Here is a 13,869-nt window from a genome sequence, read left to right on the forward strand (position 1 = left end):
TTTATCTAACACCGTGCATTAATTTTTTCAATAGTGGTGTTAAAGCAAATAATAAAATTGCAGCAATACCAGTTAGGACAACAAATACCATAAAGAATTCATATAAGTTATGGATTTCAAATCCTGCAAAAATTGGGTTTTGCGCACTAATTTGATGATGATCCAACAAAGCCAATTGGTCTGCTGAAAGTGTTATTTTTTTATCTAAAACTGCCTGAAGATCGATTCCTAATTCTTTTGCTTTTGCAAATTTATCTCCAGTTGCTGGCAAGATAGAACCTAAAGTTCCTCCTAAAGCGTAACCTGATGCATTAGACAAGAAGAATACTCCGTATAATAATGATGCAAAACGTTTTGGAGATAATTTACCTACCAATGACAAACCAATTGGAGACAAACATAACTCTGCACATGTATTTAAGAAATACAATAAGATTAACCATTTAACTAGCAATAAACCAGAAGTTCCAATATAAGATACCTGAGTAGCAATCATAAAGAAACTGATCGAAATAATCACTAAACCTGTTGCAAGTTTCACTGGAGAAATCGGCTCTTTTCCTTTAGCTCTCAAAGTATCCCAAAGAATACTGAAAGGAACCGCTAAAAACACTACAAACATTCCGTTAAAAATTTGAACCATCGATGGTGGCATTGCCCAACCAAAGAAATGTCTGTCTGTTTGGTTATCTGCAATAAAAGTTAAAGACGAACCTGCCTGCTCAAATGCCGCCCAGAAGAAGATAATAAAGAACGATACGATATAGATTACAATAATTCTATCCCTTTCAATTTTAGTTAAAGAAGTATCAGATATAATTAATCCTGCCAAAGCCAAACCACTTGAATAAATCAAAGTATAAATTAAGTTCTGACCTACAACATAATGAAAAAAGAATCCTAAAGCAATAAATGCTACTCCTGCCATAGCAAGCGCTTTATTTGAAAAGTTTGCTTTCTGAGCTTCTCCTTCTTCAAAATCTGAAGCATCATTTTTAGAAGGAAGTCCTCCTAATGGTTTTCCTTCTGGAGAAACCACATATTTATTTTTTAAGAAATAGAACAAAATTGTTCCTAACAACATAGCCACAGAAGCCGCCATGAATCCCCATCTAAAAGCATGAATATCTCTAATTCCGCCCGCATCTTTAACATCTCCTAACAAAGGACAGATAGACTGACCTAAGAATGCTCCGATGTTAATACCCATATAGAAAATCGTAAATGCACTATCTAATTTTGTTTTTTCTTGTTTTGGATACAAACTTCCAACCATACTAGAAATGTTTGGTTTAAAAAATCCGTTACCAAAAACAATGACACCCAATGCAGAGTACATAACGATTTTTGCCAAGTCTAAATTAGACTCAAAAATACTTCCGCTGGTAAACAAAAGCATTTGTCCTATTGCCATTAATAACCCTCCTAATAAGATACAATTTCTGTTTCCTAAATAGCGGTCAGCAACAAAACCTCCTAACATTGGAGTCAAATAACAAAGCCCAAGGAAACCTCCGTAAATCAAAGAAGCTTCTTCTTCCTTCATTAATAATGAATTCACAAGGAATAAAGTTAATAAAGCTCGCATTCCATAAAAATTGAATCGCTCCCACATCTCCGTTCCAAACAATACCCAAAGCCCTTTTGGATGCGCGGTTTTTACTTGTGTTTCTCCCATATTATTCACTATTTAATTAGGTTATGATTTTAAATTATAGATTTTCTTTGATGAAATTGGTCATTTTTGTGTAAAGCTGAACTCTAGTGTTTCCGCCATAAATACCGTGGTCTTTATCTGGATAAATTTGAGAATCAAACTGTTTATTAGCTTGAATTAAAGCTTCCATCATCTGCATCGAGTTTTGAACATGAACATTGTCATCTCCAGAACCGTGAATCAACAAGAACTTTCCTTTCAATTTACTAACATGATTAATTGGAGAGTTTTGATCGTATCCGCTTGCATTTTCCTGTGGAGTCTGCATGTATCTTTCTGTATAAACGCTGTCGTAAAATCTCCAGTTAGTAACTGGCGCAACAGCAATTGCCATTTTAAACACATCGCTTCCTTGGAAAATACAGTTAGAAGCCATAAAACCACCATAACTCCATCCGAAGATTCCAATTCTTGAAGCATCAACGTAAGAATAAGCACCAATTACTTTTGCAGCATCTATTTGGTCTTCAACCTCATATTTTCCTAATTCTTTTTGAGTCACTTTTTTGAAATCAGCTCCTTTGTAACCAGTACCTCTTCCGTCAACACAAGCTACGATATAACCTTGCTGTGTTAATGAAAGGAACCAGTAATCATTAGAATTATTCCACTGATTTGCTACCTGCTGAGATCCTGGACCAGAATATTGGAACATGAAAACAGGATATTTTTTTGATGGATCAAAATCTTTTGGCTTTAAAATCCAAGCGTTCAATTCATTTCCTTTTGCTGTTTTTAAAACAATAAATTCTTTTGAAGGAAGGTCATACGTTTTTAATTTATCAGCAAGAGCCTGATTGTTTTCGATAACCTGAATTTCTTTTCCAGCTTTTGCATCATTTAAAGTATGAACCGTTGGCTGTGTAGCGCTAGAATACGTATTGATAAAGTATTGGAAATTTGGACTGAATGTCGCTTTATTTGTTCCAGTTTTTGAAGATAAACGAACTTTATTTTTTCCGTCTAAACCAATTCTGTAAAGATCTCTATTGATAGAACCATTTTCTGTAGATTGGTAGAAAATAGTTTTTGTTTTTTCGTCGAAACCGTAGTATGAAACTACTTCCCAGTTTCCTTTTGTAACTTGATTTTTAAGTTTTCCGTTTTTATCATATACATAAATATGATTAAATCCGTCTTTTTCGCTTGTCCAGATAAAACTGTTATCTTTTAAGAACGTCAAATTATCATTTATATCTACGTATGCTTTATCTTTTTCATTCAAAACCACTTTTGAAGCAGCTGTGTTTCCATCAACAAACAATAAATCTAAATTATCTTGATGACGGTTCAAAACCTGTGCGCAAAGTACATTTGCGTCATTTGTCCATTGCATTCTTGCAATATAGAAATCATTATATTTTCCTAAATCTACTTTTTTAGTTGCTGCAGCAGCTACATCATAGATATGTAATGAAACTTCTGAATTTTTTTCTCCAGCTTTAGGGTATTTAAAAGTCTCAATTTTCGGATATAAATCTTTATGGAAGATTGACATTGAAAACTCAGGAACTTGACTTTCGTCAAAACGAATGTAAGCTACTTTTTTACTGTCTTTACTCCAGTCGAAAGCGCGAACAAATGCAAACTCTTCTTCGTAAACCCAGTCAGTAATACCATTTATAACAGCATTTTTCTTTCCGTCTGTTGTAATAGCCCTAGATTTTTTTGATGCTACGTCGTATACATATAAGTTATTTTCTTTTGCGTAAGCGATTTTTGTTCCGTCAGGTGAGAATGTTGGCTCTTGAATTTGAAAATCAACAAGTTTGATCAAAGATTTTGCTGCGATATCATAAAGGTAGTAATCAGCAGTAAAAGAGTGACGGAAGATTTTAGAAGAATGACAAGCAATTAAGATCTTTTTTTCAGAAGCATCAAAAGTATAGCTGTTAATTCCGTCGGCAAGTTCTTTATGGTTCTTAGTATCAATAAGATTGGATACTTTTTTCAGGGTAGCAAAATCGTATAAATCAATCTGCATACTTCTGCTCGCTTGGTCAATATTTAAAACAGTATATTGATTTGTATTTTTCAGCGATTGTAGTTCATCCATTCCTTTAGCCCGGAAAGTACCGCTAAAAACATTTTCGACAGTTATTTTCTGCTGTCCAAAAACAACCGCAGTTAAGAATAAAAGTACTGCAGTAAATTTGCTTGTATTCATTAGAATTATTTTAAATATAAAAAGAGCCCAATTTTAGTAAAAAAAATAAACATAATACACATTTTAAGTGTTAAATGTTAAAAAAAATAACGATTGCGTACTTTCATGTCTGAAATAGATTGCAATCAAAACTCTTAAAATAGTATCTTTGTACACACAATATTATTTAATACATTGAGAATGAACAACGCTGTTGCCGGATTTTCTAAATTATCCAAAAAAGAAAAAATTAACTGGATTGCAAATGAATATTTTTCAAATCCTGAAGAGGCACAAAATATTATAAGAAATTACTGGAATTCAGACGAAAAGCTTCAGCAGCTTCATGACGAATTTATAGAAAACACCATTACAAACCTTTATATTCCACTTGGAGTTGCCCCTAACTTTTTGATTAACGGAAAATACAAAACAATTCCGATGGCAATCGAAGAGAGTTCTGTAGTGGCAGCAGCATCAAAAGCAGCAAAATACTGGTCTACAAGAGGCGGATTTAAAGCTACTATTATCAATACTGAAAAAATTGGTCAGGTGCATTTTACTTATAGTGGAGATGCAGAAAAACTAACTCAGTTTTTTGACCAATTAAAGCCAAAATTCTTTTCGGAAACGCAGAGTATTACCAAAAATATGCAGCAGCGTGGCGGAGGAATTTTAGATATTAAACTAAAAGACAAAAGAAGTTTACTTGAAAACTACTATCAGCTTCATGCTACTTTTGAAACCAAAGACAGCATGGGAGCCAATTTCATCAATTCTTGCTTAGAGCAATTTGCTTCAACTTTAAAAGAAGAAGTTCAAAATTCTGACTTATGTGAAAATGGTGAAAGTTTAGAGGTCATAATGAGTATTCTTTCTAACTACGTGCCACACTGCCTGGTTAGAGCCGAAGTTTCTTGCCCAGTTGAAGAATTGGCAGAAAAGCACATCACCAATCCTCAAGAGTTTGCTGAACGTTTTGTGCAAGCTGTTCAAATTGCAGAAGTAGAACCTTTTAGAGCGGTTACCCATAACAAAGGGATTATGAATGGTGTCGATGCTGTAATTCTAGCAACAGGAAACGATTTTAGAGCCGTAGAAGCTGGCGTCCACGCTTATGCATCCCGAAATGGTCAATACGCGAGTTTATCTCACGCCAAAATAGAAGACGGGATCTTTACTTTCTGGCTTGAAATTCCGCTTGCAGTTGGTACTGTTGGTGGCTTAACTTCTTTACATCCATTAGTAAAATTGTGCTTAGAAATTTTAGAAAAACCATCCGCACCAGAATTAATGCAGATTGTAGCAGTTGCAGGTTTAGCACAAAATTTTGCCGCATTGCGCTCGCTAACCACAACTGGAATTCAGGAAGGCCATATGAAAATGCACCTTAACAACATCATCAATCAATTTGAAGCTACCGATGAAGAGCGTCATTTAATTAAAACGCACTTCAAAAAAACAGCTGTTTCTCATAGCGCTGTGGTAGAATTTATTGAAAACTTAAGAAAATAACAAAGTCAAAAAATTCCAATGTTTTAAGTACCAAATTCCAAATTTCCTACTTGGAATTTGGAATTTCACATTTGGAATTTGAAATTTAGATTTAGAATTTAAATAATAAACAAGTATGTCAACAACCTTTTATAGTAACGGAAAACTTTTTATTGCCGGGGAATACCTAGTTTTAGATGGAGCAGATGCTTTTGCGTTGCCTACAAAATTTGGTCAAGATTTAGTGATTGAAGATTCAGAAGACAAACAAATCGAATGGAAAAGTTATGATTACGACAAACACTTATGGTTTGAAGAGACTATTTCATTTGACGAAGTTATAAAAGGTTTAGACTCTCAAATTGACACGGTAAAATCGACTTTAGTCAACATCCTGCATGAAGCTTATATCTTAAATCCAAAGTTTATTGATAACGCTACAGGCTATAAAGTAAGCACGCATTTGAGTTTTCCAAAAAACTGGGGATTAGGAACTTCCTCGACTCTTATAAATAATATTGCGCAGTGGACTGAAATTAATGCTTTTACGCTATTAAACAATAGCTTTGGAGGAAGCGGTTACGATATTGCGTGCGCACAAAACAACACCCCTGTTTTATACAGAATAAAAGATAATTTTGTAAAACAAGTTGAATTTAACCCAGACTTTAAGGAGCACATTTATTTTGTTTATTTGAATAAAAAGCAAAATAGCAAATCTGCTATTTTCTCTTACAACAATCACAAAAACAATCATTTGGCAGACCGAGTTGCAGAAAACAATAAAATCACTAACGCGATTCTTCATGCTCAAACATTAAAAGATTTTGCTTCTGCAGTCCAGAAACATGAAATTCATTTGAGCAAGGTCTTAGAAATGCAAACTATAAAAGAAGCTGTTTTTCCTGATTTTAATGGTGTCATTAAAAGTCTAGGAGCTTGGGGCGGCGATTTTGTTATGGTAGTTTCTAAAGAAAATCCGAAAGACTATTTCTTTAATAAAGGATATGAGACGATTTTGACTTATGAAGAAATGATTTTATAAATCAATTTTGAAAAAAGACATTAGTTAGCCTTTTTAGTGCTTTTAACGTGCTTTGTCTCCAAACGACGAACAGCTTTACTTTCTTGCTCATTAGACTCTATAAGCCTATTGTGCAAGCGTTCAGCCATTTTTTCGATACTGTTTGTAATAGAATCATAAACCACTTCCATTCGGCGGTGTTTCTCTTCTTTTACCGCTCTTAAAACATCTTCTACAAAAACTTTATCATATTTTTCGGCAACAGAATCATGTGTATTGGTCAATCTGATCACATAATCGTTACTCAAAATAGTAACTTTAAAATGCTGTTCTTCATTACTCAAATAATACTTCCCACCCAATTCATCAACATTGATGTCGGTGCTGGCCACTTTTAAAAGCTCGATAATAATCCCATAAATATGACTTTCTATTTTGGTATATACTCTCGGCTTCTTTCTAAAAAAATTAAAAGTAAAAAACATTAAATGATTAATTATTAAGGATATTGCTTTTGGTTGTGGTTTGTTCCTTATTTTATTTTCCAGCAAAAGCCAAAAATTTGTTAAAATAAAAAATCGAGCAAATAAACTGTAATATTTTGAAAATCACAAGTTTTTCAAATTAAATTTCGATAATCCCTATATACTTTAGGAAAATTAATACAAAGAAAAATATTTGCTTCAATAAGGACAGAAAACCTTTACCAATTCCTTGTGCGTGTTTTATCTAATCTTGAAATAAAACTTACTTTTTAAAAATAGATAAACTCTTTATTAGATCTATAAAAATTAAAAAACGCTAATTACCAAACCAAAATTTTAGCAAAGTCACTAAAACAAAAAAAGCCCAAAACTAAAATGTTTTGGGCTTTTATATATATTAACCTTTTTAACGCAATAAAACTAGTAGTTAAATTGTAATCTGTTATCTTCAATTTTAGCATTGTTTTTCAACGCTGGTAATACTCTACTTGCATCATTAGCACTTTGAGCTTTTACTTTCTCTACATAAGCAGCATGATTAGCAATTGCAGGAGCTTTTACAGTTTTAATGTTTTTAACAACATATACACCTGTATTTCCTTCAATTGGAGCAGAGATTTTGTTTGCTGTTAAAGCAAATGCATTACCTACTACTCTTGGCTCTTGTCCAACTCCACCTGGCAATACAGGATTATCTAGAGTTACATCTGTCGCTTGTTGAACCGCAACTCCTGCAGCTTTAGCAATAGCCTCAATGCTAGAACCTTGCATTTTAGCTTTTAACAATTCTGCTTTTTTCTTATTTTTCAAGATTGGCTCAACATAAGGTCTTGCCATATCAACAGAAACTAAACCTGATTTGTTTTCCCCTTTATATTGTGCGATAACGTGTCCGATGTTTGCGATTTCAAAACGTTTTACATCTCCTTTGTCAGTTTCTTTATCAAAAGCCCATCTTACAATGTTACGTTGGTTTCCTAATGGTCCAAACGCTTCATCCATAGCTTTTGCATTCACTGGCTGAGCCACTTTTAAACCTAATTCTTTCGCTGCAGCGTTGAAATCTTTATCAGCAGCATCCATTTCGAATTTAGTCGCTAATGTAAATACTTTATCAGATGTAGCTTCAGAAGGCTCTATTTTTTGAGCGATTGTAGCTAAACGAATTCCGTCTTGTTTGTCTGTAATTTTGATAATGTGAAATCCGAAAGGAGTTTCTACTAAACCAACTTTACCAATTCCGTTGCTGAATACAAAATCATTGAAAGCTTTTACCATTTGGTTTGGTCCAAAATATCCTAAATCACCACCTTGCTGTGCAGATGAATCATCAGAACTTGTAAAAGCCAACATCATGAAACTATCTGGATTAGCTTGAACTTGAGCTAAAATTTCTTCCGCTTTAGCTTTAGCTTCTTCTTTAGTTCTTTTCTCTTTTGGATTTGGAGTTTGAGATCCTTCATAACCAATTAAGATATGACTTGCTTTTGCATTAACACCCGCTTTAAATCCTAAAGATTTAGAGATCGCATAATATCTTCCGTATACGTATGGTCCGTAGATTGCTCCAGCTGGTAAGCTAAATAATTTGTCAGCATCAACTGCTGGCAAAGCATTTTTAGGAACATAAGTAGAATCATAAGGCACATCAGAATTTGCATTTACAAATTCCGCAATGTTTGTTGCACTTTTAAATCCTGGCAATGTATCGTTTTTACCTGTTTTTGCATTGTAAACAACACTTCCTGATAACAAAGCAGTTAATTTAGCTTTAATTTCAGCCTCATCTTCTTTAGAAGCTTTATCTTCAACTAAAACGTACTGAATTTCGCGAGTTGCATCAGCTTTGAATTTTTTCTCGTTTTTCTTCATGTAAGCTACGATCTCATCATCAGAGATTTTTACTTCACTATCTTTAATAGAAGAATAAGGAGCTGCTGCATAAGCAAAACTCACTTTATTAGCTTCCATTTCATACTTTAATTTTCCTTCACTAGCAGTTGTGTAAAGTCCTGATTTAATTAAAGTATTATAGATTTGAAACTTAGCATTCAATTCAGCATCTTTCTCTTTCTCAGCGATGTATTGTGCAGCTTCTGGATTTGTTTTAAAATAATCTTTAAACTTAACAACATCAAAAATTCCTGCTGCGTTTAAGAACATTGGGTTTTTACCAATATTTGGATCTGATTTTAAAACCTCTAAAATGTGTTTTTCACCAACTCTCAATCCTAATTTATCAAATTGAGATGACAATAAAGCGATTGAAACTTCTTGATCCCAAACTCTGTTTGCAGCTTCAGTGGAAGTTATACCTTGCCCACTTTTTTCAACATTACTAACTTTAACTCTAAAGTCTTCAAATGAAATATCTTTTCCATCGATGCTTCCTACATCTTTTGAACTTTGACCAAATGTTCCTCTTGTAAATAGATCTTGTATTATAAATGCAAATAATGCAAGTGCAATAACTCCTATCAATAAAGCGGAACGCTGTCTAATTTTTGCTAAAACTGCCATTTTATTATCGTTAATTTTATATTCAGTTTGCGAAAATACAATTATCTAGTTAATAACAATACAACTAGCGTTTTATTTTCAACATTTTTTTTCATTAATTTAAAAAATCAGTCGTTAATTGTCATTTTGACTAGTTCTATTTTCTTATTTGATGCCTCTTCAATATAAAAATGAAACTTATCTATTACAATTTTTTCTCCTTTTTGTGGGATTTCTTTTGTATGATGGACAATAAAACCTCCTAAGGTACCATAAGAATCTTCTTCTGGAATCATTAATTTATAGGTCTCATTCAAATACTCAACATCCAATCTGGTTGAAAACAAATACTTGCCTTCTCCTATTTGCTCTTCGATCAATTCTTCATCTAAATCGTGCTCGTCTTCAATTTCTCCAAAAAGCTCTTCTACAATATCTTCAATTGTAATAATTCCTGAAGTCCCGCCATATTCATCTAAAACTACTGCAACATTTTTCCGTTTTTTGATCAATAAATTCAGAACATCTTTAATCAAAATGGTTTCTGGAACAAATTCAACGGTCATTAAAACCGATTTTATTGTAGCTGGTTTTTTAAACAAATCGAAGGAATGAACATAACCTACAATATCATCTAATGAATTTTGGCTTATGATAATTTTAGAATACCCAGTTTCTATGAATAAGGCTCTAAGATCGTCTACAGTATCAAATAAATCTATGTCGACAATCTCTGTTCGAGGTGTCATAATATCGCGTGCCTTAACAGCTGAAAATTCTAAAGCATTTTGAAAAATCTGAATTTCAGAATCTACCTCTTCATCTTCTTCAACCGTGCTCATTTGCTCTGTGATGTAATTTCCTAGCTCAATTCGACTAAACAAATGGATTTGGTTTCCTTCTGTTTTAAAAAATTTACTCAACACAAAATCTGCAATCCAAATAAAGAAAGTCGAGATATAATAAAACAATCGGTAAAATAAATAAGCCGGAAGTGCCAAAATCTTAATTAAAGAATTGGCATAAATTTGAAAAAACACCTTCGGAAAAAATTCTGAAGTCAGTAGCACTACAAATGTAGCTAGAAGTGTCTGGATAAGGATATTCCACCAATCAGAAAAAACTAAACCAAAATAAGCCATCCAATCTAAAATCAGATCGCCCATAAAAAAACCGTAAATCACCAAAGCTACATTGTTGCCTATAAGCATGGCAGCGATAAACTTAGAAGGATTTTCGGTTAATTTTGTTAAGATTCGAGACAAGAAATCGTCTTGTTTCTTTTCTATTTCGAGATAAATTTTATTGGCGGATGTAAAAGCAATTTCCATCCCAGAAAAAAAGGCAGCTAGTATTAAACAGAGTATTATAATACTAATTTCCATTTTTATTGTTTTTTGTTACGGTCATTATGCCTATTAAGAAATCTTCTCCTAAAGAAAAACATAAAAACAGCCATCCCTGCAATTACAAAATAGAAAGGATAACTCTCATCGCCTTCATTTAGTTTTACAATACCATCATAAGTAAAGAAAACCGCAAAAAGGATGTAAACGTATTGTGTATATTTTAAATAACCCATAATATTATAATTCTTCGTCTGATTCAATTTCACCGCTTATTCGCTGCGAATTAATCACTTTAAAATCTTTACTAAAATCTATTCCCTGACCATAGGAAACCCCTTTTTTATCGGTCAATTTGAACTTTCGTTCTGTATAAAACCACTCGTTTTTCTGATCGAAATACAATTGTTCTGTTTCTAAAACCTGTCCTTCTTCAGAAGTAATCTTTACTTTTCCGATCAAATCAATAATTCCGGTGTTTTTATAGGAAACCGCATAATTACCTCTGATAAAGGTACGCTTTTGCTTTTTATCATATAAAGTAACATCGATTCCTTTAGGAAATTCTGTAAAAGGAAAATCAAGATTGGAATAATCTAGCATTTTCGGACTGATCAAAACCCCTGTAATGCGTCCAGAATCTGTGTATTTAATATTTACAGTATCGGCATCACTAGCAGGAACAAATTCTGAGAAGTTAATTTTCTGAACTTCTTTAAAATTACTTTCGCATCCAAAAAATAGTGTCACAGCAATAACTGTGACAACTAATAGACTATATCTTTTTGGTAAATTCATTTGCCAAATGTAGTAAATTGTAATGAGCTTCTAAAAGATAAAATATTCTGTTTATTGGAATTTGCTCTTCACAAACCATTTGTCGTTGAAAGAGAAACTCACACTAAAATTAACATAATTCTCTTGCACTAAATCTGATGCTGTTGTACCACGTTTACCAAATTCAATTCCGAAATTTAGATTTGAGAAAGATCCTGTAATTGGAATTCCAGCTCCTAAACTCATTCCAACATCTTTAATAGATTCATTATTTACAATAAGACCGATTTTTTCATATTTCAAACCAGCTCTATAAGTAATTCTACTCAAATAACTAGCAAAAGAAGTATAATTTGGAAGATAATATCCACCAAGAGCGTATTTAGAATAGCTCTCATATCTTACATTACTTGCCTCATTATAATAGTTTGCTAGCTGTCCGTCTCCTTGAAAAGTCATGTTAGCTCCCACAAGCCATTTTCTAGATTCACCAATACCAAAACCAACGCTCAATTTATTAGGAAGTTTTAATTTTGTTGTTTCTGTTGGAGAAATATAAGGGTCAGAATCTCCTTGAACCGAAATAGCTCTCCTATTGTCTGAATTCAGATTGCTAGCGAAAGTATAGCTTAAACTAGAAAAAATGCTGGTTTTTTTATCGATTTTTTTCTGATACATCGTACCGAAACTAAATGCCATGCCCGAAAGTTCAGACGTATTCACTTCTGCCGTTCCGCTTTCAACTCCAGTAATACCTTCTATAGTTGTAGTTGTAATTTTTCCGAAATTATATTGTGCATCTGCTCCAATATTCCAGTTTTTCATTATTTTATATGATAAACCAAAATACACTTTATTTACACCACCTTTTCCATCAAGTTGAGAATTTAATGCGCCTTCTGTAGCCGAATTGTCATTACGAATTTTGTATCCTACTGAACTTACTGGAATCAAACCAAATGAAGCACCAAATTTTCCCATCGGAATACCTAATGCTAAATAATCAAAAGTAGTTCTTTGTGCTTTTTCTGATTGAGAAGTCGTCTTTAAATTAGAAGTAGCAAATGTTCCTCCAACTGTAAAAGTTGTCTGGATTAAGCTGGCATAACTTGCCGGGTTTTCTATATTTAAGTGAATCGTATCTTGCTCTACTGCAACTCCTGCCATAGATCTGTTTTCAAGTGTTCCCTTGAATCTCACATCTCCTATTCCGAAAAAAGAATAAGGTGAAGCAGTACCTTGTTGAGCGAATGAAACGAACGATATAAGCAAACAAGCGCTTAGTATTACTTTTTTAATCATTGTCGATTTTATATTGATATGTTTGGCTCAAACTCTCCAGAAGGAAATTTGAATTGGCAAATATGGTATTTTTTAATCGTTTAGCCAAAAAATCTGCATCGCCACCCGTTAAAATTATGATAAAATTTGAAAACTCTTTCCGATATTCATCGATAAAACCGTCAATCTCATAGACGAAACCGTTCACAACACCAGAATGTATAGCCTGTGCCGTTGAGTTTCCTACATAAGAGTCGGGCTCTTCTAAGGTTAGTAACGGCAGTCTGGCCGTAAAATTATGCAGTGATTCATATCGCAAACGAAGCCCTGGAGAAATGGCTCCTCCTAAATAATTATCATTTTCGTCGATGAAATCGTAGGTTATGCAAGTTCCGGCATCGATAACCAAACGGTTTTGTTTTGGAAATTGGAGTGTTGCCCCTGCAGCCAAAATCATTCGATCTATTCCTAAAGTTTTTGGAGTTGCATATTTATTCTGAAAAGGAAAAACATCTTCGTGGGTAAAAAAGTGAACTTTTAGTCTGTTTTCAAAAGTCAAAAAGGACTGTTTTTCGATATTTCCTACCGAAGCAACAACCAAATTGGAGCATTTTGGGTATTTTTCTAAAATTTTTTCAATTTTTTTTTCGATTTCAATTTTATCAAAAACAAAATTTTCTAGAGAAGTATTATCCTCAAATACAGACGCTTTAATTCTGGTATTGCCAACATCTATCGTTAAAATCATATTTCCTTTTTTGCTTTTGCGAAGATACGAATAGATTTTTTCTAAAAAATGTTTTGCACAAACCAAAAATGATTATATATTTGCACCCGCAACAAGCACGGTACCTTAGCTCAGATGGTAGAGCAATGGACTGAAAATCCATGTGTCCCTGGTTCGATCCCTGGAGGTACCACGAAACCCGAATAGAAATATTCGGGTTTTTTGTTTTTATACTTTTCTGTTTTTTTTTAACCGCAATGAACGCTAGGGTTTACGCAAAGGTTCGCAAAGTTTTTAAAATTAAACTTTGCGAACCTTTGCGTTTTTTCTTTGCGCTCTTTGCGGTTAAACCCTCTTCAAATTTTCTTTTGTG

General features: G+C 33.3%; 11 protein-coding genes and 1 tRNA gene. 3 read left to right on the plus strand and 9 right to left on the minus strand.

The genetic code is table 11. The features are described 5' to 3' along the window. Position 1: 1 nt before the first annotated feature. Complete coding sequence (locus tag ACFO3N_RS00385) at positions 2–1,678, minus strand: peptide MFS transporter (protein WP_379794746.1); 1,677 nt, start codon at positions 1,676–1,678, stop codon at positions 2–4. 34 nt (positions 1,679–1,712) lie between these two features. Then, the gene (locus tag ACFO3N_RS00390; protein WP_379794748.1) at positions 1,713–3,884 is read right to left on the minus strand and encodes a S9 family peptidase; all 2,172 of its coding nucleotides are present in this window, start codon (positions 3,882–3,884) and stop codon (positions 1,713–1,715) included. Between the two features lie 180 nt (positions 3,885–4,064). Here ACFO3N_RS00390 and ACFO3N_RS00395 point away from each other — a divergent pair, with 180 nt between their 5' ends. Both ACFO3N_RS00395 and ACFO3N_RS00400 read left to right on the plus strand, forming a co-directional pair. Then, the gene (locus ACFO3N_RS00395) at positions 4,065–5,378 is read left to right on the plus strand and encodes a hydroxymethylglutaryl-CoA reductase, degradative (protein WP_379794750.1); all 1,314 of its coding nucleotides are present in this window, start codon (positions 4,065–4,067) and stop codon (positions 5,376–5,378) included. Positions 5,379–5,493: 115 nt separating this feature from the next. Next, positions 5,494–6,402 carry a GYDIA family GHMP kinase gene (locus ACFO3N_RS00400; RefSeq protein WP_379794752.1) on the plus strand — a complete coding sequence of 303 codons (909 nt, stop codon included), beginning with the start codon at positions 5,494–5,496 and terminating at the stop codon, positions 6,400–6,402. Between the two features lie 20 nt (positions 6,403–6,422). On the opposite strand, the gene ACFO3N_RS00405 is transcribed toward ACFO3N_RS00400, so the two are convergent. The 7 genes from ACFO3N_RS00405 to ACFO3N_RS00435 all read right to left on the minus strand — a co-directional run bounded on the left by ACFO3N_RS00405 (position 6,423) and on the right by ACFO3N_RS00435 (position 13,517). Further along, entirely contained in the window at positions 6,423–6,866 is a 444-nt protein-coding gene (locus ACFO3N_RS00405) for a hypothetical protein (RefSeq protein WP_379794754.1), read from the minus strand. A gap of 420 nt (positions 6,867–7,286) precedes the next feature. Then, positions 7,287–9,386 (minus strand): peptidylprolyl isomerase, encoded by a 2,100-nt coding sequence (locus ACFO3N_RS00410; protein ID WP_379794756.1) that lies wholly within the window; start codon positions 9,384–9,386, stop codon positions 7,287–7,289. Between the two features lie 107 nt (positions 9,387–9,493). Beyond that, entirely contained in the window at positions 9,494–10,750 is a 1,257-nt protein-coding gene (locus ACFO3N_RS00415; RefSeq protein WP_379794758.1) for a hemolysin family protein, read from the minus strand. A gap of 2 nt (positions 10,751–10,752) precedes the next feature. Then, positions 10,753–10,947, minus strand: coding sequence for a hypothetical protein (locus tag ACFO3N_RS00420; RefSeq protein WP_095928142.1), 195 nt, complete (start codon positions 10,945–10,947; stop codon positions 10,753–10,755). Positions 10,948–10,951: 4 nt separating this feature from the next. Further along, a complete protein-coding gene (lptC, locus tag ACFO3N_RS00425; protein ID WP_379794760.1) occupies positions 10,952–11,509 on the minus strand; it encodes an LPS export ABC transporter periplasmic protein LptC in 558 nt (185 codons plus the stop codon). A 51-nt stretch (positions 11,510–11,560) separates the two neighbouring features. After that, complete coding sequence (locus ACFO3N_RS00430; RefSeq protein ID WP_379794762.1) at positions 11,561–12,790, minus strand: hypothetical protein; 1,230 nt, start codon at positions 12,788–12,790, stop codon at positions 11,561–11,563. After that, positions 12,783–13,517: a type III pantothenate kinase gene (locus tag ACFO3N_RS00435; RefSeq protein WP_379794763.1), complete on the minus strand. Its 735-nt coding sequence runs from the start codon at positions 13,515–13,517 to the stop codon at positions 12,783–12,785. The genes ACFO3N_RS00430 and ACFO3N_RS00435 overlap by 8 nt, the downstream gene beginning before the upstream one ends. 99 nt (positions 13,518–13,616) lie before the next feature. Between ACFO3N_RS00435 and ACFO3N_RS00440 the strand changes: the two genes are divergently transcribed. After that, positions 13,617–13,689: transfer RNA gene (locus ACFO3N_RS00440), tRNA-Phe, on the plus strand. Positions 13,690–13,869: the final 180 nt, after the last annotated feature.

This window comes from Flavobacterium chungangensis (assembly GCF_042654045.1).
GTDB lineage: Bacteria > Bacteroidota > Bacteroidia > Flavobacteriales > Flavobacteriaceae > Flavobacterium > Flavobacterium chungangensis.